Source organism: Chryseobacterium cucumeris, assembly GCF_016775705.1.
GTDB classification, from domain to species: Bacteria; Bacteroidota; Bacteroidia; order Flavobacteriales; family Weeksellaceae; genus Chryseobacterium; species Chryseobacterium cupriresistens.
Genome location: NZ_CP068760.1, coordinates 3,154,959 through 3,174,219, shown reverse-complemented (window position 1 = coordinate 3,174,219; position 19,261 = coordinate 3,154,959). Strand labels below are relative to the sequence as shown.

The following is a 19,261-nucleotide window of genomic DNA, read 5'->3' as shown; positions in this document are numbered from 1 at the left end:
ACAATAGACAATAATATTAATAAAAAACTGATAATATATAAAAGACAACATATGAATTTAACTACTAAACTGCTATTAGGATTTGGTTTGAGTGCTGGTTTTTTAGGCTATTCGCAAGATTTAGGTAAAGTAAACCCAGTTCTTACCGGAGCTCCTTTCTTAAGAATTGCACCTGATGCAAGATCGGGAGGTATGGGAGATCAGGGGGTGGTAACCTCTCCGGATGCATTTTCACAATTCTGGAATGCGGCTAAATACCCTTTCAGCAGGACAAGTTCTTCCGTAGGTCTTAACTATACGCCTTACATGGGAAAACTTACCAATGATGTATTCTTATTATATGCTTCGTTCCATAAGTTTTTAGGACAGGAAGAAAGATCTACAATCTCCGCGAGTATCTATTATTTCAATATGGGACAGGTAGACCTGACTCAATTGGTGGGTACAGAAATTGCTTCTATGGGTACATCAAAACCAAACGAATTCTCCATTGACGTTGCCTACGCTTTGAAACTTTCTGATTCATTCTCCGGAGCTGTTACCGGTAGATTTATCCGTTCAGACTTAGCCGGAGGATTCAACACAGATACAACACTTAAGGCTGCGAACAGTTTTGCAGTAGACGTTTCAGGATACTATACCTCTCCAAGATTCTCCAGTATTGGCGGATATGATGGTAAAATCAATGCAGGTTTAGCTATTCAGAACTTAGGTCCAAAACTGGATTATACAGGGAATGAAGAATCAAGATCTTATCTTCCTACTATGGCAAGATTAGGGGTTGGATACGATATGTACCTGGATGATATGAACAGAGTTGGAATTTCTGTGGAAGGTTCAAAACTATTAGTTCCTGGATCTGAGTATGCAGGAATAGACCCGAATACAAGACAGCCTATCTACCAGATCCCGAATGTAGGACCAATGGCTGGTATCGGAAAATCTTTCAAAAATAAAAACAGTATCATGTACAGTGGTGCTCTGGAATATTCTTATGACAATGCATTTTCTGTAAGAGGAGGTTACTTCCATGAAAGTGAAGAGCAGGGAGCAAGACAGTTTGCAACTGCAGGGGTTGGGCTAAGATACCGTTCTTTCGGACTTGATCTTTCTTACCTGATCAATATGTCTAAGATCAACAGTGCTTTGGATAACACGCTTCGTTTCGGTCTAACCTGGAACATCGGAGAAGAAACATCCAACAACGATCGTTAATAAAAGAAAAAGCGATAAAAAAAGCCTCATACATTATTGTATGGAGGCTTTTTTTATGTCAATTGTCAATGGTGAATCCGCTTCGCTTGTCAATTTTTTTATGCTGCAATCATTCACCATTCACTTTACAAAGTAAAAATTCACTTTTGATTAGTGAATAGTCAATCGTCAATCCGTTTCGCTTGTCAATTTTTTTATGCTGCAATCATTCACCATTCACTTTGCAAAGTAAAAATTTACTTTTGATTCGTGAATAGTCAATCGTCAATCCGCTTCGCTTGTCAATTTTTTTATGCTGCAAACATTCACTATTCACTTTGCGAAGCAAAAATTCACTATTGACCTTTAAATAATGTAATCGTATAGTCAAGAAGTTTTCCATCACCGTAGTCGCCATGTCCGGGAACAACAATTTTCACATCCGGATATTCTTTTTTTACTTTTTCAACGGTATTGGACCAGGCAGAAAGATTGGCATCTCCCAGATACCCTTTCCCCGCCTCCAGCTCTTTTAATAAACAGCCTCCAAATAAAATATTCTCGCCTGGAAAATATCCCACAGCATTGTCTTTTGTATGCCCTTCACCGAAAAATTTTGCAATGACATCTTTATCCCCGACTTTTAAAATAACAGAATCATTAAAACTGTTTTCAGGAATAACAAAATTATTTTCTTTTGCTAATTCGATGGTTTTAGCATATGCATAAGAGGGAATATTCTTTTTATGGAAAGCCATTAATCCTCCTAAGCTATCATCATGAAAATGGGTTGGAATAATGGCCTTAATTTTCGAATCAAGCTTTTCATTAATCCATTGTATCAGCTCTTCTGAACTTTTATCATTGGTAGGTGTATCAAAAACAACGGTTTCGTGATGATCTTTTACAATCAATCCATTACAGGGTACATTCCCGAAATCATTGGTCTGTTTAAAGGAGGTATGAATAAAAGAATTCTCTGAAATCTGAGTAATGATCAGGGTTTTTGATTCATATATTTTCTTTGCTTTAAAACTGTTTTTGCTCTGTGAGCTACAGCTTAACATGATCAAAGGAAACAAAATGGCCACTATATTTTTACTGATGAAATTCATAAAATGATAATTTACGCTTGAGATAAGCTAAGATAGGAATTCGTGGAACAGGATTTGTTAGCTGTTGTGTTAAAAAATGACGAATTGTAAGTGGCGACTCATTCATATGTTTCATCTGTCAATTTATTTTAAATAATACTACATCTTAATTAAAAAAAATATAATATTTAAGTTAATAAAAGTCTCTTATTTATGGCGATTTTCTTAAATTCAATAGCTATTTTTGTAATATGAACTATTCGGCGGAACTAAAAAAATTTGTAACCAGTCAGTATGTATATTCTGCGATCAGAATTACATTAGCTACTGTTCTGCCTTGTTTAGTCCTCGCCCACTTCGGGATTTTGAAAGAATACTTCCTTTTCCCACTAGGAACCAGCTTTGTAGCCCTTACCGACCAGCCAGGTCCATTTATCCGAAGAAGAAATGCCCTTACTTTTGCGATCTGCTGTTTTGTCTTTGTAGCACTTATTGCCAGTCTTGTGATGAATATTAAAGTGCTGGTCATTCTGGAAGTCATTGTCTTCGGGATGTTTTTCTCCCTGATTGGCGTTTATGGCCAGAGATTGGCTGCAGTAGGCTCATTATCTTTGGTAGTACTGGCCATCTTTATTGACGGGCATCTTACAGGAAGCAATATTTTTAAAAGTCTGCTGATATTTGCTTCAGGCTGTATCTGGTTTCTGTTGATATTCCTTATTGTAACTACCATTCGTCCTTATAAACTGGCAAGCCAGATGATTGGCGAAAATTATCTTCAGCTGGCTGAGTTTTTAAAGATCAAAGCCAATTATTATCAGAAAAATCCGGATTTTAATAAGCTGACCACTCAGGTTATTGCCAAGCAGATTGAAATAAAAAACCTTCAGGAAGATACCAGAGAAACCGTTTTCAAAACCAGAACTATTGTCAATGAATCTACGACCACCAGCCGCTTATTAATGCTGATGTTTCTTAATTCGATGGACCTTCATGAAAAACTGATGACCTCGGAAAGTGACTATCAAAAGTTACAGCAGAGCTTTGAAGACAGTATGATCCTGGTGAATATCCATGATTATCTTAACCTTCTGGCGGAAGAGATCACCAATATCGGAATCGCCCTGCAAAGTGGTACCAGAGCCAAGCCGATGTTTAATCTGGAAGAGGAATTAAATAACTTAAATTATAATTATTTCGAACTCAGAAATAAACAGCTTTCTCCCGACAATCTGGAAAATTTCATGATCCTGCGCCAGATCCTGATGCGTATCTATGAAATCACGAAAGAAATCAACGAAATATATAAAGTATTTTCACAGGATATCAAGCTGGCGAAAAGTTTATCTACAGGGTTGGATCTTAAGAAATTTATGCCCAATGAACCTAAACTGAATGCTAAGGTTCTGAGAAATAATATTTCCTTATCATCTTCCCATTTCCGCCATGCTATAAGAATTACAACAGCTCTGCTATTGGGATACGTTTTTTCTATGTTCGATTTTCTGGGACTTGGACACACGTATTGGATATTAATTACCATTACAGCGATCTTAAAACCCGCATATTCCATCACTAAACAGAGAAACCTTCTCCGTCTCTATGGAACCATTGCCGGAGCAAGTATAGCTTATGCCATTCTCCATTTTGTCCATATTAATGGCGTTTTATTTGCGATCCTTCTGATCAGCATGATCATGTGTTTCAGCTTTCTGAAAGGAAGATATTTCTGGGCGGTATTATTTATGACAATCTATGTATTCCTCAGCTTTAATTTCTTAAACCCAGGGAAAGTCAATGTTATTTTTAAAGACAGAATCCTGGATACTGCTATTGCCGGGATCATTGCCTTTGCCGTGTCATATATTGTACTGCCGGTTTGGGAACATACGCAAAACCTGGATCTAATGAAGAAGTCTGCCGCGGACAACCTTATCTACTTCCAGAGCGTGATTTCCAAATTCCTACAGGGAAATTTCGATCTCGAAGATTATAAGGTAAAGCGAAAAAATGCCATTATTTCTTTGGCTAACCTTTCCGATAATTTCCAGAGAATGATTTCTGATCCTAAAAATCAGCAGAAAAAACTGGAAGTGGTTCACCAGTTTGTGGCAACATCTCACCTGATTACTGCCTATACGGCTTCCCTATCCCAATATGCAAAAAGTAATGAGCAGTATCCTGAAATAGATGCTGAAAGCTGGAGCAGAAAGATTGAGGCCGAAATGCAGCAAACCTCTACCCTTCTCAACGGAAATGATATTAACGAAACACTGAAAATGGAAAGCCGTCTTGAGCCGGAAGATTCCTCCATTGAAGATATGCTCCTGAAAAGAAAAACAGAGATTGAAGAAAATGAAATTGTTGACCGAAGAGATCCTGATAAAATTTCACATTTAACCGAGCTTAAAAATATCCACGATATTCTTGAGCTGATCTATGATGTCGCAAAAGAGCAGAGAAAAGTGATCGAAAAATATAAAAACGAAACTGAGCCTACTCCTCCACAATCGTAAAGCAGTAATCGTCAAAGAATTCCACCCTGGCTTTGAATTCATCTGAAAACTGATCATCGTAAACACGGCAACTGATTTTATGAAGGTGCTTCAGCTCAAAAGGCTTTACTTCATAATTCTTTTTTAAAGACCAATATTTTGAGTGATGAATTTTGTACATGCTTTCTTTTACACTCCATATAATGGTATAGAAAGTATCCGCTTTGTCTTCCAGAATAAATCCACGCTCATTCTCATAGGTAAATTTATCAATCACTCTTAAAATCTTAGGATTGAATTTCTCAATATCAATTCCTATTTTATTTTTAGAAACAGCAATCGCTGCAAAAGGAAAAGAATGCGTAATAGATATTTCCGCATCGTAGGGAGAAAGAAAAGGCTCTCTTTCTTTATATAAAATTTTAGAATTAGGCTTTAATCCTTTCAGGAGCTTGCGAACCATCAGGACTTCCAGCAATTTTTTAGGATGATAATCTTTTACCTTCTCAGCATTTTCAGGCTCCAGAAGTTGGTTGATATCAAGTTCTTCACTTTCATCGTACTTCCAAACCAGAATGGTGGCATTATCATCTGAAAAATCTCTGTAGAGGGGCATTCTTTTTTTATTGGACAAAAATAGTGAAAAGATGCGGAAGTTGAAAGGAATGGAAGATGGATGCCGGAAGATGGAAGTTACTATTCATCGTAAAAATAATTTTCCGTTGAGGAAAAAACAAACTCTTTGTTTCCTTAATCTTTATAACTTCCAGCATCATTCTTCCATCTTCCAGCTAATTATTTAGACTGATGATTCACATCATTTCTGTGCTCTATAATTTCAAGTTTTGAATTTACAAAATAAGCACTTCCGAAACCATTTACATAAGAGCCTTTTACAGGCTGCAATGCAATTAAAATAAAATCTCCCATTTCGGAAATTACCTCTACTACTTTGCCATGAGTTTCTCTAAGTTTCCCAACAACAGCATTCCATACTTCAGAATCTCTTTCAATCTGAGAAGTGGCTGCTTCAATGGTCAGACGTTCGCGGGCATAGATCTGTTTGGTGGCAGATTCATCTTCAATAAACATAACAGATGTTTTTCTTCCGTCTGCAAGATTTTTAGTATGTTTTGCCATGAAAGATACCAGAATATAGAATATCTGATCTACCTGTACAAAAGGTGCATAGCTTGAATTAGGATTTCCTTCGGCATCAACAGTAGCAAGAATTACACTTTTTGAAGCATTGATCAGTTCCTGTACTCTGGGAGCAACAGGTTTGATTCTCTTTTCTGTATGGGTTTGATTCATAATATATTTGTTTATCAGCTAAAATTAGTTATTTATATTAAGACTAAATAATACTAAACTATGTTTAATCTCATAAACCTGAACTTGCTCGGTTGTTTTTATATCTTAATTATAAATCGTAATTTTGCCTTTCGTTATCAATTGAATTTTAAAAACTATTCATTACATATGAGTACTACAACACAATACGTTCCTTATAAAGTTAAGGATATCTCCCTTGCAGAATGGGGTAGAAAAGAAATTACCCTTGCAGAAGCAGAAATGCCAGGTTTGATGGCTATCCGTGAAGAATACGGACCATCTCAGCCACTGAAAGGAGCAAGAATCGCAGGATGTCTTCACATGACCATCCAAACGGCTGTGCTTATCGAGACTCTTGTAGCTTTAGGAGCTGAAGTTACATGGTCATCTTGTAATATTTTCTCTACACAGGATCACGCTGCTGCTGCTATTGCTGCTGCTGGAATTCCGGTGTATGCGTGGAAAGGATTAAATGAAGAGGAATTTGACTGGTGTATTGAGCAGACTTTATTCTTCGGTGAAGACAGAAAGCCATTAAACATGATTCTGGATGATGGTGGAGATTTAACAAACATGGTTTTTGATAAATACCCTGAGTTCACAAAGGATATCAAAGGTCTTTCTGAAGAAACCACTACAGGTGTTCACAGACTTTACGAAAGAATGAAGAACGGAACTTTAGTAATGCCTGCCATCAACGTAAATGATTCGGTTACTAAATCTAAATTCGACAACAAATACGGATGTAAAGAATCTGCTGTAGATGCAGTAAGAAGAGCTACAGACGTAATGCTTGCTGGAAAAAGAGTGGTAGTTTGCGGATACGGGGACGTAGGTAAAGGTACTGCAGCTTCATTCAGAGGAGCTGGTTCTATCGTTACTGTTACGGAAATCGACCCGATCTGTGCACTTCAGGCTGCTATGGACGGTTATGAAGTAAAAAGATTAGATACTGTGGTAGACAATGCTGATATCATCATCACTACAACAGGTAACTTCAATATCGTAAGAGGAGAACACTTCCTTAAAATGAAAGATAAAGCGATCGTTTGTAATATCGGTCACTTCGATAATGAAATCGATATGGCATGGTTGAACAAAAACTATGGTCATACTAAATCTGAAGTGAAGCCTCAGGTGGATATCTATACAATCGAAGGAAAAGAAGTAATCATCCTTGCAGAAGGTAGATTGGTTAACTTAGGATGTGCTACTGGCCACCCAAGCTTCGTTATGTCTAACTCTTTCTCTAACCAGACGTTAGCTCAGATCGAACTATGGAATAACTCTGCAGCTTACAAAAACGAAGTATATATGCTTCCTAAGCACCTGGATGAAAAAGTAGCTGCTTTACACCTTAAGAAATTAAGCGTGGAGCTTGAAACTCTTTCTCCTGAGCAGGCTGAGTATATCGGTGTAGACGTAAAAGGGCCATTCAAGCCTGAATACTACAGATACTAAGATCTTAATAAAACATGATATGATCCCGCTATTGGTAAGATAGTGGGATTTTTTTATGCGGAGAAATAAAGCATTCGTTATTTTTGTCCCCTAAAAAAATAACATGAAAAAATTCTTATTTCTGGGGCTCGCGGGCTCTGTAATCTTCTTTAACAGCTGCAGCAGTAATGATGATAATGAGGGAAACAATACCTCTTCTAAAGTATTATTAAGCAAAGTCACAATAGTTTATTATGACAATCCATTGCAGCCGCAGACAAGCATACAAACTCTGGAATACAATAATCAGGGTGAACTTATCAAAACATCGTCAGCTTTAGGAACTTCCAAGTTTGAATACAGTAACGGAAAACCAACTAAAACCACATATTATAAACCAGATGGTACGGTAGACTATTACTCAGCATATAGTTACAATGGAGATCTGCTTACGACGGTTAAAGCCATTTATACTACTAATCCGGATTATAACAGAACCATTACTTATAATTATAATACCAACGGACAGGTAATTTCTTCATCTCTTTGCCAGTCACCAGCCTGTTCCAACCCCATCGTGGATACTTATACTTATGATGGAAACAATATTTCAACAGAAATTTCAGAAGGTGGAGGATCCAGCTACAGCACAAAAATTGTTTACTCATATGATGATAAACAGAACCCATACATCAATATCAACAAATATTTAAAAATTATGATGGGAAGAGCCTACGCTGTAAGTCAAAACAATTATCTGTCGGAAAAAATCAGCTATAAAAGTAATGGAGTCTGGACACAAAATCAAACCCGAACTTCCACCATTCAATACAACAGCGCTGGTTATCCTACTGAGGTGATTTCAAAAGAAGCCAACGGAAATCTTTCAGCGAAGTATACTTACGAATATATCACTCAATAATAAGGCTTTAACTCTTCAAAATTTGGAGAGTTTTTTTATCTGATATATTCGTCATCAATTAAGCCTGTTTTTATAAATAATGAATATATTTAATCCTTATTTAATAAAACTTTTAAATACATGAAAAACCAATTATTTATCGGGTTGATGAGCTCATTTTTATTCCTCAACTGCAGTAGCAATAATGACGAAAATAATGAACCCAATCCTTCTGATTCTCAAATATTATTAAGTAAAGTCACTACAGTTTATTATACAAGTCCCTCCGGGCCGCACACCAGTATTACAAAATTAGATTATAACAGTCAGAAACAATTACTTAAAATTACATCAGAAACTACAACCTCCGTTCTGGAATATGATGGTGCCGGAAAACCTTCAAAAATCACTTACCAGAAAGCAGATGGTACCGTAGCTTATTATAAAACCTTTACTTATAATGGTGATCAGCTTACGATGATCAAGAAAATAGATCCAGATACTCACTATAATACAACAATGACTTATACTTATGGTAAAGTTACTGCTACTTCTACTTGTGAGTCTTCCAGTTGTCCCATTCCGTCTACCATGTCATATACTTATAGTGGTGATAATGTTTCGGAAGAAATTTCGGTTAGTGATGGTATCGGCGGTCCACATACTAATAAAAAAGAATTTTCATATGATAATAAGGTAAATCCCTATTCTTTGATGGGCAAATATTTTAGAATGATTATGGGAGGAGCAGAGTTTTTAAGTCAAAATAATTATACCACAGTAAAAATAAGTGGCAAAGATGGCACTGGAAACTGGAGTCAAATTATGAATTTTACCTATCAGATAGAATATAATAGTAATCAACTGCCAACTCAGGTCATGGTAAAACTGGATAATAATGATTATGCAAAATATACTTACGAATATATCACTCTGTAAAACAAGGCTCTCCATTTTGGAGAGTTTTTTTATGAGCTGATTCCCGCTATCCGCTCATACTCCTCGCTCCAACCTGCCCCAGCCTCTTACCCACCAACTCTCCCACTCATGCTTCGGGGTAAACGCTGCTATCGGGGCTAGGAGAAGATGATGAATTATAATTGATAAATGATGAGTGATGAATGATGAATAGATTTATATTATTCAATAGTAACGGGTGATATCCTGAGTTTAGACGAAGGGAGCCTGAAACATACACCTACTTCATCCTTCTATCCAGTATTTTTCCCATATTTTTCCTTTGTCACAGCTCTATTTATAAAAAATGAATATCTTAGCCCTCTTAAATAAAACATTAAACTATGAAAAAACAAAGAGTATCGAATGCATTTGTGGCTGCGTCGTGGGTAGCATTGGGAGCAGGAATGATCGGCTTTATTGTCGGTCTTGCAAGAGCAGAAATGCTGCTGAATGAGAAAGGATATTATTTCACCATCCTTCTTTATGGCTTATTTGCTGTGGTTTCGTTACAGAAAGCAGTACGTGACAGATTAGAAAACATTCAGGTAACCGATATTTATTATGGAATCTGCTGGTTTGCAACATTATCATCGATTGTACTACTGGCCATCGGACTTTGGAATGCCACCATCCTTCCAAGTGAAAAAGGTTTTTATGCCTTTGCCTTTCTACTGGCACTCTTCGGAGCTATTGCAGTTCAGAAAAACACCCGTGATAATATGCTTCAGGAATAAAGTAAACTCTCCAAAACGGAGAGTTTTTTTATTTACATAAATTCATTAAAATTTATAAAATACTATAAATTTTACATTTAAGTTGAAAATATATTAAGTTTTTATTATTTTAGCATTGCTTATTTCACAAACTAATGACATGCACAAAAACTTTCACTTTTTTCTCTCCATATATTATCATTTCATTTCGCAAAAAACACTTCCGGTAAAGTCATATAGGAACATGATCAAAATTCCATATCCGTTCAGCAACAAGTTCTGGCGGATAAGAGGATCTCTCCTTTCTATTTATTAAACAATAGCCCAAGACAACAACTAATACCCATAAAACGATAACCATGATTCTAAAGAAAATTCCAACACTCATTTTTCTTTTGTTACTATTTCTCGCAAAGGCACAAAATGAATTTATCACTATCTGGAAGCCGGCCTCTACTGTATTACCGGCGGTAAATGTAGACGCTCCGTACCAGGCAACCACACAACAGATATGGTTTCCCGGGATTGGCGATAATTATGATATTTATTGGGAGGAAGTGGGCTATCCTCAGCACAATGGCTCCCTCCTCGATGTAACTTCCACAAAACAGGTTCTTATCGACTTTGGTACATCAATCGCAGAAAAAAATGATGCCAAATACAGGGTGAAAGTTACGAATGGTAACGGAATGTTCAGGCAGATAAAATTCGGAACTGCTCAATTATTTCCTGGTCCTGAGCAAATCATTCCTATCTGGCAGATCAATGGAAGTTCAGATAAGATACTGGAAATAGAGCAATGGGGTAATATTTCATGGACTACGATGAACGGTGCCTTTAGTCTGTGCAGGCTTATGGAGCTTACGGCAACCGATACTCCCAATCTTAATAATGTGGAGGATGCTTCTTTCATGTTTTATGGCACAACCAGCTTTAAGGGTGCCAGTTCTATGCAAAACTGGGATACATCGAAAATTAAGAATTTCAGCTTTATGTTTTCACTTTTATTTGATACGCCCCCAGCAGCCGGGCTGACTGAGCAATTCAACCCGCCTTATCTTGACAGCTGGAATATGTCTTCTGCTACCAACCTCAGCTATATGTTTGGAAACAGAAAAGTTTTTAACCAGTCTCTTAATAGCTGGGACGTTTCCCAGGTGACCGATATGAGCTGGATGTTCGGGCAGTGTTTAAGTTTTAATCAACGTCTGGATAACTGGGATACCTCAAGCCTTGAAGATATGCACTTTATGCTTCACATGATTCCTGTCTTCAATCAGCCTTTAAACTGGAATACTTCAAAAGTGACCAATATGGCGCATATATTTCATGGCTGTACATCATTTAATCAGTCTTTAGAAAATTGGGACATGACCAAAGTAAAGAGAATAGATGATATACTGAATGGTGCAACGAATTACAATCAGCCATTAGGAAACTGGAATTTGGTTTCACTTATTAATGGTGCAGGCTCTTTAACACTGTCAGGACTTAATTGTGAAAATTACAGCAAAACACTCGTGGGATGGGCAGACAACCCCAATACAGCAAACAATATCTCATTAGGTTCCTTAACAGTACTAAAATATGCTCCCAATGTATCAGACAAAAGAGATATTCTGATCAATAAAGGGTGGTCATTTGTAGGTGATACTCCAGGAAGCTGCTTATTATCTTTATCGGATATAAAGCTGAACAAAAAGCCTCTGCTTTATCCTAACCCTGCAGTGGATGATATTCACATTGATGGAATAGCTGATATTAAGGCATATAAAATTTATGATGCCAGCGGAAGACTTGTAAAAGAAGGAAATCCTAATAATGATATCATCAATGTAAGCACTCTGCCAAAAGGAAATTATATGATACAACTTGTCATGAAAGAAAAAACGGTTTCTTCAAAATTCATTAAAAAATAACCATAAATTTTTCCCTATGTTACTCAGAAATTTTTTGGTAAGCTTTTGTATTACACTGGTATTCATGGCTAAAGCCCAGAATGAATTTATCACGATCTGGAAACCCGCTTCCACGATAACACAGCCAATTACTGTAAGTGCTCCCTATCAGGCAAGTTCCCAACAGATATGGTTTCCAGGAATTGGTGAAAACTATGATATCTATTGGGAAGAAGTAGGATATCCACAACACAACGGTTCCCTCCTCGGCGTAACCTCCACAAAACAGGTTCTTATCGACTTCGGTACGTCGATCGCAGAAAAAAATGATGCCAAATACAGAGTAAAAGTAAGTAACGGAAATGGCGTTTTTCAACAGATAAAATTCGGAGATGTACAGGAAACTCAGCTTCCGGATCAGATTTTCCCGATCTGGCAGGTCAACGGAAGCGCTGATAAGATCCTGGAAATAGAACAATGGGGAAACATTGTGTGGACATCGATGAACAATGCCTTCAGCCAATGTAAACTTGTTCAGATCACTGCTACAGACATTCCCGATCTAAGTAATGTTGAAGATGCTTCTTATATGTTTTATGGTACAAAAAGCTTTACAGGCGCAAGCTCCATGCAAAACTGGGATACTTCTAAGGTTAAGCATTTCAGATTTATGTTTGCTTTGATCTTTGACACCGTTATCAGCTCAGTTTCTGATCAGTTCAATCCTCCTTATTTTAATACTTGGGACATGTCCTCTGCAACTGATCTCAGTTTTATGTTTGCGGGAAGAGCACATTTTAACCAGACCTTAAACAACTGGAACGTTTCGAGCGTAACGGATATGAAATGGATGTTTGCTCTTTGCCCAAACTATAATCAACCAATGGATAACTGGGATACCTCAAGCCTTGAAGACATCCGTTTTATGTTCCATTTTGATTCTGCCTTTAACCAATCTTTAAACCATTGGAACACTTCTAAAATTACCAATATGGCACATGCTATTCATGGCTGCACGGCCTATAGTCATTCCCTTGAAAACTGGGATATGACCAAGGTTACCAGAATAGACCAGATTCTTAAGGAAACACCCAACTTTAATCATTCCCTTGCAAGCTGGAATCTTGCCAGCGTTAATAACGGGGCCCAGGCTTTGATGCAGACAGGAATGGATTGTGAAAATTTCAGTAAAACACTGGCAGGATGGGCAGATAATCCTAATACTGCCAATAATGTTGATTTAGACATTGTAGCCCCTTTGACTTATGCTTCCAATGCAACAGATAAAAGGGATATTCTTATTAATAAAGGATGGACGATGTCTGGTGATACGGTAGGAAACTGCTTACTATCTTCATCAGACATAAAGCTCAGAAAGAAATTTCTGCTTTATCCTAATCCTGCCGCAGATGATATCCATATTGAAGGATTAAGTGATATTAAAAATTACAAAATTTTTGATGCAAGTGGAAGACTTGTACTGGAAGGAAATCCTAATAAAGAAATGATCAATATAGGATCGTTACCGAAAGGAAATTATATTTTGCAGCTCATTTTGAAAGATCAGACCATTTCTTCAAAATTCATTAAAAAATAAAATAAAAAGCCTCGCTGAAAAGTGAGGCTTCTATTTTGAGTTGAAATAAATTATTGATCAAAATGATTTGGGTGCTGTGCTTTAATATCATCCACAGTTCCCAGAACTTTATCTTTTAAAGAATCCTGATATTTCTGAAGTTTTGCAGCGACTTCTTCATTACCGCTTCCTAAAATTTTTGCAGCTAAAATCCCGGCATTCAAAGCTCCGTTCAAAGCTACGGTAGCTACCGGAATCCCACCGGGCATCTGAAGGATAGATAAAACAGAGTCCCATCCGTCTATAGAATTACTGGACAAAATAGGAACCCCGATTACCGGAAGTGTAGTACAACTCGCCACCATCCCCGGAAGATGTGCTGCTCCACCTGCTCCGGCTACAATGACCTTCAGCCCTCTTTCCTTAGCAGTTTTTGCATAATCGAACATTCTTTCCGGAGTTCTGTGCGCTGAAACTACTGTCAATTCATAAGGGATATCAAGGCTTTTAAGAAAATTTGCAGCCTGTTCCATAATCGGCAGATCACTCTGACTGCCCATAATAATTCCTACCATCTTCAATTTTATTAGATGTTCAAAGATAAAAAATAAAAATGTAAAGAGGAATAATTACAAAAAATCCGGGAAACGATTTATGATTATAATTCCTAAAAATAATTTAATCTTTCAATAGATCTTCCATTTAAAATGTAAAGAATAAATAAAGATCTTGTTGGCTCAGATTTTTCATCTGTACTCCTATAAATTACAGCATCTGTATCCATAACAATTCCTGGGAAAATAGATATATTTGTTGTTACACCACATTAAATTGAAAGATTATAAACTTACACTGGCTGTATGTACCGTTGCTATTGTCTGGGGTACTACGTTTTTATCGATAAGGGTTGCGGTAGAAACAATACCCGCCTGGTTTGTCGCAGGAATACGTCAATTTCTTGCAGCGATTATCATGTTCCTTATTCTTACCTATAGAAAAGAATTCAAATGGATAGGCTGGACAAGTCTGAAGTATCAGTTGATCTTCTCTTTATTAATGCTTGTGATTGCAAACGGAATGACTACAGTAGCGGAAGAGGAAGTTACCAGCAGCCTTACTTCACTGATAAGTGCCTGCTCTCCTATCCTGGTGTTTTTCGGAAGTATGGCTTTAGGCCTGCAGAAATTCAGCTGGCGGGCTTTTACCGGAGTTGTTCTGTGTTTCAGCGGCATTCTTTTTATTTTCTGGGATGGCATTAATGATCTGAAAAATCCGGATTATGCACTGGGAATATTATTTTTATTCATTGCCATTGCGGGATGGGCTTCAGGAACTATTTTCACCAAAAAACTGAACATTCAAAGCGGGAATATCTCACTGAACCTCTTTTACCAGTTTGCCTTTGCGGGAATTATCCAGATTATTTTTGCCTTCCTTTTTTCAGAAGACTATAATTTCGGAAACTGGAGTCTGAAAAGTATTTCTGCGATGCTTTATTTATCGTGCTTCGGCTCTGTAGCTGCATTTTTTGCTTTTCATTATGCATTGACCAAAGTTTCTCCGGTTCAGGTATCCATATTGGCCTACATCAATACGGTAATTTCCATTTTTTTAAGCTGGCTGATTCTTGATGAAAAGATTTCTGCCAAATTCATCATTGCTGCCATACTTATTATTGTTGGGGTTTTTGTGATCAATTACAATCCGGCCATGTTTAAAAAACAAAGAATCGAGTCGTAAATCAGAAAATAATATTCATTATTTCAACCCATCTATTCCGCTGCTTTTTAATGTATTAAATAGAATTAAAAGCAGATCCGTTATATGGGGATTTTCTATTTCCTTCATTTTTTCTTATATTGTATACTCCAACCGATACAATATGCTGAAAAACACATTTTTTTTATTGCTGGCTGCCACTTTTCTATTGGTAAGCTGTGATTACAAAGAGAAGGAAAAGAACCTGACAGACAGGGAAAAACAATTATTAGAGAAAGAAAAAGTATTCGCAAAAAAAGAATCCGAATATCAGTCTCTGCTGAAAATGAGAGACAGTATTTTTGCGAAAAAAGATTCTGTAGTGATCACCGCTGCATGGCCTGCAGAAATTTCCGGACCATGGAACGGTAAAGTAATCTGTACAGAATCCAACTGCAGCGAATATGCTGTAGGCGACCAGCGTACCGATATCTGGGAATTTGATAATGATTCTACCCAGCCTATTACCAAAATCATCAACAATAATAATCTGGTAAGGCTTTATACAGGCAAGTTTGAAAACAATGAGATCAGACTGTCCTTCAAAACCGATTCTACGGCCAAAAAGAATGTAGAAATGAGCGTTCTTCTTAATGATATTTCGGACAACAAGATCAAAGGAACCAGAACCATTACCTCTGATGGCTGTACCGCCAAGTTCTCTGTTGAATTAGTACGTTCCACAAAATAAACACATATGATTTTACTGAGTATACACAACCTGAGTCTTCCCATAGAAGATCCGGTACTGAAATTCCTGTTAGTACTGGTCATCATCCTTGCAGCACCATTGCTGCTTAATAAAATTAAAGTTCCCCACCTTTTGGGACTTATTATTGCCGGGGCCATCATTGGTCCGAACGGATTCAATGTATTGTCCAGAGACAGCAGTATTGTAGTAACCGGAACCACCGGACTTCTTTACATTATGTTTCTGGCCGGGCTTGAGATCGATATGGGCGACTTTAAAAAGAACAAATGGAAAAGTCTCACCTTTGGTATCTATACCTTTACAGTTCCTTTTGTATTAGGATATCTGGGTGGATATTACCTTCTTCACTTTTCAATGCTGACTTCCATTCTGTTTGCCAGTCTTTTTTCATCTCACACGCTTATCGCTTATCCATTGGTGAGTAAGTTGGGAATTGCGAAAAATAAAGCAGTTAACATCACCGTTGGTGGTACGATGATCACAGATATTCTTGCTTTATTGGTACTTGCTGTGATTGTGGGAATGTCTCAAGGTGATGTGGGAACAGAATTCTGGGTTAAATTATCGGTCTCTTTTGTCGTTTTTGCCCTCATTGTACTTATTGTATTCCCTATTATAGGACGATGGTTTTTCAAAAGAGTGGATGATAAAATTTCGCAGTATATTTTTGTACTGGTTATGATTTATCTGGCTGCTATGCTTGCTGAACTGGCTGGTGTAGAAGCTATCATCGGAGCATTCTTTGCCGGACTGGCGTTAAACAGACTTATCCCTCACACTTCTTCTTTGATGAACAGGGTTGAGTTTGTAGGAAATGCCATATTTATCCCGTTCTTTTTGATCAGTGTAGGAATGCTGATTGATTTTAAAGTTTTCTTTAAAAGCTGGGAAACACTTGAAGTTGCCGCAATTATGCTGGTTGCCTCTATCGGAGGAAAATACCTTTCTGCGGTGGCCACTCAGAAAACATTCAGACTAACCAAAGAGGAAGGAAAACTGATATTTGGATTAAGTTCCGCTTCGGCAGCAGCAACACTGGCTTCCGTAATGGTTGGATATAACATCATCCTTTCTGAAACCGAAACCGGAGAACCTGTAAGATTATTAAATGAACACGTACTGAACGGAAGTATTCTTCTTATCCTCATTTCATGTACGATCTCGTCTTTTATTTCCATGGCGAGTGCCCAGAAAATTGCTGAGAGTGATAACGAAGATACCGTTTCCGGAAATACCCATGAGGAAGAAAATATTCTCTTAGCCATCAACCACGAAGCCACTGTTGAGAGAATGGTGAATCTGGGAATTCTGATCAAAGCACATTCGAATACAGAAGATCTTTTTGCTTTGAATGTCATCAACGAAGACAAAAATGAATCTTCGGTAAAGAATGCGGAGAAACTTCTTCACCAGGCAGCAGATGCAGCCGCAGCGGCAGATGTAAAATTGCAGGCTTTAAAAAGATATGACAATGATGTCATCAACGGGGTCAATAATGTGATTAAAGAACAGAAAATAACGGATCTTATCATCGGATTGGAAGATGAAAAAGGGTTCTCCCCTTCTTTTGTGTATAACCTTTACAATGGTTATCTGCAGAATGATGATGTGAATGTGCTGGTTTACCATGCTGCACAACCGCTTTCCACCATTAAGAAATATGCGGTGATGATTCCTGAAAATGCTCATCAGGAAGCAGGGTTCTTCCATGCACTGCTGAGAGTCTGGAATATTGCCCGAAATTCCGGTGCTACAGTTGTTTTTTATGCTCCTGAAAATATTATTGATATTCTTCAGAAAATCATAAAGAAAGCCAATATAGAAGCTGAATTCATTATCATGAGCACATGGCAGGACGGAGAAAGAACCGCAGCACAGCTGAAAGATGATGAAGCCTTGATTATTCTGATGGCCAAGCGCGGTATGAAGTCATATATTCCAAGAATGAGACTGATCCCTGAACTGCTGAACAGGAATCTGAAAGACAATAATTACCTTCTGATTTTCCCTTTCTCGGAGTATGACAAAAACAGCCCGGAAATACGTTCTGTAGGAAATCACGGGGATTTTGTGGAGATTGGAAATGTGATTCAGAAGATTTTTAAATAAAAAGGCTGGAAGAAGGAAGAAGGGTGCCGGAAGTTTCTTCTCTGCGAATAATTAATTCTTCGTTATGATTAAACAATTAAATCATCAATAGCGTCGGGCTCCATAGGAATAAAATTGGCTTTAACCGAACTTAATTTTAAGTTTTCGGCTAAAGCCAATTGAGTTGACAATTATTTTTAAACGGGCTAAAGCCCGTTCCTATTGAATTTTGTATTTTGGCAAAAAAATAACCTATGAAACAAATTATCGGATTTCTCTTCTTTTTTGTGTCCATCATTCTTTCTGCACAAAACCTTACCCTTTCGGATAAAGAACTGAAACAAAAACTGGATTCTATCAAAACTGAAGGAAACCTACTCTATTCTTACGAAAATGCATCATGGCATGCGGGAGATCTTGTAGGCAGCAATAAAAGACTTGCTGAAAATACAGGAAGCTATGTCACGTACCAGAAAAACGATACCATCAAAACTTCCTTTCTTAATAAAGCAGGTAATATGATTATTGCAGAACTGTCTTTCAAAAATAACCAGACAAAACCTGTCAAAGAAAATTTTAAAGAAAGGGGACTTAATGAAACTGAAAGTATTTTAAAAAATATCCGTTCTGCCATTATTCCACAGTTATCCGACCCAAAGTATTCGGTAACGGTACCACAGGGATATAGTCTTAATATGATTATTATTCCGTTTAATGAAAACTATAAGGTGTATTTGATACCTGGTACTGTCCAGTCTGGTATAATTCCTTTCGGAAATGATTATCTTTTTGTTTCGGATAAAAAAGGGAATATTATTTCCCATAAAAAATTTCACTCAAGACTTATTCCAACCTCTACAGCCTTAGAAAATGGAGGAACGGTAACTATGTCTACCCACAGCCATTTAGTAACCAATCCTTTTATTTCTGCAACGGACATTTGTACGTTTAAACTCTATGCACCGCTTACAACGCTGGAAGAATTTTCTGTTTTATCAACCGCTTTAGGAAGTTATATTAAATACAATTATAAAAAGGATAATATTGAGGTGGTTAAAAATCCTTAATCATGAAAGCATTACATTATCAATAGGATC

The 19,261-nt window shown here is 37.3% G+C and carries 16 protein-coding genes; 12 read left to right on the top strand and 4 right to left on the bottom strand.

Going from position 1 to position 19,261, the window contains the following annotated elements; genetic code table 11:
- Positions 1-51 precede the first annotated feature (51 nt).
- Positions 52-1,215, top strand: a complete 1,164-nt coding sequence (gene porV, locus JNG87_RS14240) for a type IX secretion system outer membrane channel protein PorV (protein WP_062674515.1) — start codon at positions 52-54, stop codon at positions 1,213-1,215.
- 335 nt (positions 1,216-1,550) lie between these two features.
- On the opposite strand, the gene blaCHM is transcribed toward porV, so the two are convergent.
- Positions 1,551-2,309 carry a CHM family subclass B1 metallo-beta-lactamase gene (gene blaCHM, locus JNG87_RS14235; protein ID WP_202838972.1) on the bottom strand — a complete coding sequence of 253 codons (759 nt, stop codon included), beginning with the start codon at positions 2,307-2,309 and terminating at the stop codon, positions 1,551-1,553.
- A gap of 230 nt (positions 2,310-2,539) precedes the next feature.
- Between blaCHM and JNG87_RS14230 the strand changes: the two genes are divergently transcribed.
- Positions 2,540-4,804, top strand: a complete 2,265-nt coding sequence (locus JNG87_RS14230) for an FUSC family protein (RefSeq protein ID WP_202838971.1) — start codon at positions 2,540-2,542, stop codon at positions 4,802-4,804.
- Here the strand turns inward: JNG87_RS14230 and JNG87_RS14225 are convergent.
- Both JNG87_RS14225 and JNG87_RS14220 read right to left on the bottom strand, forming a co-directional pair.
- The gene (locus JNG87_RS14225; protein ID WP_202838970.1) at positions 4,785-5,399 is read right to left on the bottom strand and encodes a 4'-phosphopantetheinyl transferase family protein; all 615 of its coding nucleotides are present in this window, start codon (positions 5,397-5,399) and stop codon (positions 4,785-4,787) included. The genes JNG87_RS14230 and JNG87_RS14225 overlap by 20 nt on opposite strands.
- A 179-nt stretch (positions 5,400-5,578) precedes the next feature.
- Positions 5,579-6,097 carry a pyridoxamine 5'-phosphate oxidase family protein gene (locus tag JNG87_RS14220; RefSeq protein WP_202838969.1) on the bottom strand — a complete coding sequence of 173 codons (519 nt, stop codon included), beginning with the start codon at positions 6,095-6,097 and terminating at the stop codon, positions 5,579-5,581.
- 168 nt (positions 6,098-6,265) lie between these two features.
- Here JNG87_RS14220 and ahcY point away from each other — a divergent pair, with 168 nt between their 5' ends.
- The 6 genes from ahcY to JNG87_RS14190 all read left to right on the top strand — a co-directional run bounded on the left by ahcY (position 6,266) and on the right by JNG87_RS14190 (position 13,627).
- A complete protein-coding gene (gene ahcY / locus JNG87_RS14215; RefSeq protein ID WP_123843016.1) occupies positions 6,266-7,579 on the top strand; it encodes an adenosylhomocysteinase in 1,314 nt (437 codons plus the stop codon).
- Positions 7,580-7,682: 103 nt separating this feature from the next.
- The gene (locus JNG87_RS14210; protein ID WP_202838968.1) at positions 7,683-8,480 is read left to right on the top strand and encodes a hypothetical protein; all 798 of its coding nucleotides are present in this window, start codon (positions 7,683-7,685) and stop codon (positions 8,478-8,480) included.
- Between the two features lie 120 nt (positions 8,481-8,600).
- On the top strand, positions 8,601-9,398 hold the full coding sequence (locus JNG87_RS14205; protein WP_202838967.1) for a hypothetical protein: 798 nt from the start codon (positions 8,601-8,603) through the stop codon (positions 9,396-9,398).
- 362 nt (positions 9,399-9,760) lie between these two features.
- Positions 9,761-10,153: an inner membrane protein YiaA gene (gene yiaA / locus JNG87_RS14200; RefSeq protein WP_034699887.1), complete on the top strand. Its 393-nt coding sequence runs from the start codon at positions 9,761-9,763 to the stop codon at positions 10,151-10,153.
- A gap of 338 nt (positions 10,154-10,491) precedes the next feature.
- Complete coding sequence (locus tag JNG87_RS14195; protein ID WP_202838966.1) at positions 10,492-12,051, top strand: BspA family leucine-rich repeat surface protein; 1,560 nt, start codon at positions 10,492-10,494, stop codon at positions 12,049-12,051.
- Positions 12,052-12,067: 16 nt separating this feature from the next.
- Positions 12,068-13,627, top strand: coding sequence for a BspA family leucine-rich repeat surface protein (locus JNG87_RS14190; RefSeq protein ID WP_202838965.1), 1,560 nt, complete (start codon positions 12,068-12,070; stop codon positions 13,625-13,627).
- Between the two features lie 50 nt (positions 13,628-13,677).
- Here JNG87_RS14190 and purE read toward each other — a convergent pair whose 3' ends face one another.
- Complete coding sequence (purE, locus tag JNG87_RS14185; protein WP_062674497.1) at positions 13,678-14,181, bottom strand: 5-(carboxyamino)imidazole ribonucleotide mutase; 504 nt, start codon at positions 14,179-14,181, stop codon at positions 13,678-13,680.
- Positions 14,182-14,437: 256 nt separating this feature from the next.
- Here purE and JNG87_RS14180 point away from each other — a divergent pair, with 256 nt between their 5' ends.
- The 4 genes from JNG87_RS14180 (at position 14,438) to JNG87_RS14165 (ending at position 19,231) form a co-directional block, all read left to right on the top strand.
- Entirely contained in the window at positions 14,438-15,346 is a 909-nt protein-coding gene (locus JNG87_RS14180) for a DMT family transporter (RefSeq protein ID WP_202838964.1), read from the top strand.
- 142 nt (positions 15,347-15,488) lie between these two features.
- Positions 15,489-16,055 (top strand): hypothetical protein, encoded by a 567-nt coding sequence (locus JNG87_RS14175; protein ID WP_202838963.1) that lies wholly within the window; start codon positions 15,489-15,491, stop codon positions 16,053-16,055.
- Positions 16,056-16,061: 6 nt separating this feature from the next.
- Positions 16,062-18,185 carry a cation:proton antiporter gene (locus JNG87_RS14170; protein ID WP_120231911.1) on the top strand — a complete coding sequence of 708 codons (2,124 nt, stop codon included), beginning with the start codon at positions 16,062-16,064 and terminating at the stop codon, positions 18,183-18,185.
- Between the two features lie 233 nt (positions 18,186-18,418).
- The gene (locus JNG87_RS14165; RefSeq protein WP_202838962.1) at positions 18,419-19,231 is read left to right on the top strand and encodes a hypothetical protein; all 813 of its coding nucleotides are present in this window, start codon (positions 18,419-18,421) and stop codon (positions 19,229-19,231) included.
- Positions 19,232-19,261 lie beyond the last annotated feature (30 nt).

Coding starts and splice junctions, on each gene's coding strand:
- porV (WP_062674515.1), top strand. CDS start 52: ATGAATTTAACTACTAAACTGCTATTAGGATTTGGTTTGAGTGCTGGT.
- blaCHM (WP_202838972.1), bottom strand. CDS start 2,309: ATGAATTTCATCAGTAAAAATATAGTGGCCATTTTGTTTCCTTTGATC.
- JNG87_RS14230 (WP_202838971.1), top strand. CDS start 2,540: ATGAACTATTCGGCGGAACTAAAAAAATTTGTAACCAGTCAGTATGTA.
- JNG87_RS14225 (WP_202838970.1), bottom strand. CDS start 5,399: ATGCCCCTCTACAGAGATTTTTCAGATGATAATGCCACCATTCTGGTT.
- JNG87_RS14220 (WP_202838969.1), bottom strand. CDS start 6,097: ATGAATCAAACCCATACAGAAAAGAGAATCAAACCTGTTGCTCCCAGA.
- ahcY (WP_123843016.1), top strand. CDS start 6,266: ATGAGTACTACAACACAATACGTTCCTTATAAAGTTAAGGATATCTCC.
- JNG87_RS14210 (WP_202838968.1), top strand. CDS start 7,683: ATGAAAAAATTCTTATTTCTGGGGCTCGCGGGCTCTGTAATCTTCTTT.
- JNG87_RS14205 (WP_202838967.1), top strand. CDS start 8,601: ATGAAAAACCAATTATTTATCGGGTTGATGAGCTCATTTTTATTCCTC.
- yiaA (WP_034699887.1), top strand. CDS start 9,761: ATGAAAAAACAAAGAGTATCGAATGCATTTGTGGCTGCGTCGTGGGTA.
- JNG87_RS14195 (WP_202838966.1), top strand. CDS start 10,492: ATGATTCTAAAGAAAATTCCAACACTCATTTTTCTTTTGTTACTATTT.
- JNG87_RS14190 (WP_202838965.1), top strand. CDS start 12,068: ATGTTACTCAGAAATTTTTTGGTAAGCTTTTGTATTACACTGGTATTC.
- purE (WP_062674497.1), bottom strand. CDS start 14,181: ATGGTAGGAATTATTATGGGCAGTCAGAGTGATCTGCCGATTATGGAA.
- JNG87_RS14175 (WP_202838963.1), top strand. CDS start 15,489: ATGCTGAAAAACACATTTTTTTTATTGCTGGCTGCCACTTTTCTATTG.
- JNG87_RS14170 (WP_120231911.1), top strand. CDS start 16,062: ATGATTTTACTGAGTATACACAACCTGAGTCTTCCCATAGAAGATCCG.
- JNG87_RS14165 (WP_202838962.1), top strand. CDS start 18,419: ATGAAACAAATTATCGGATTTCTCTTCTTTTTTGTGTCCATCATTCTT.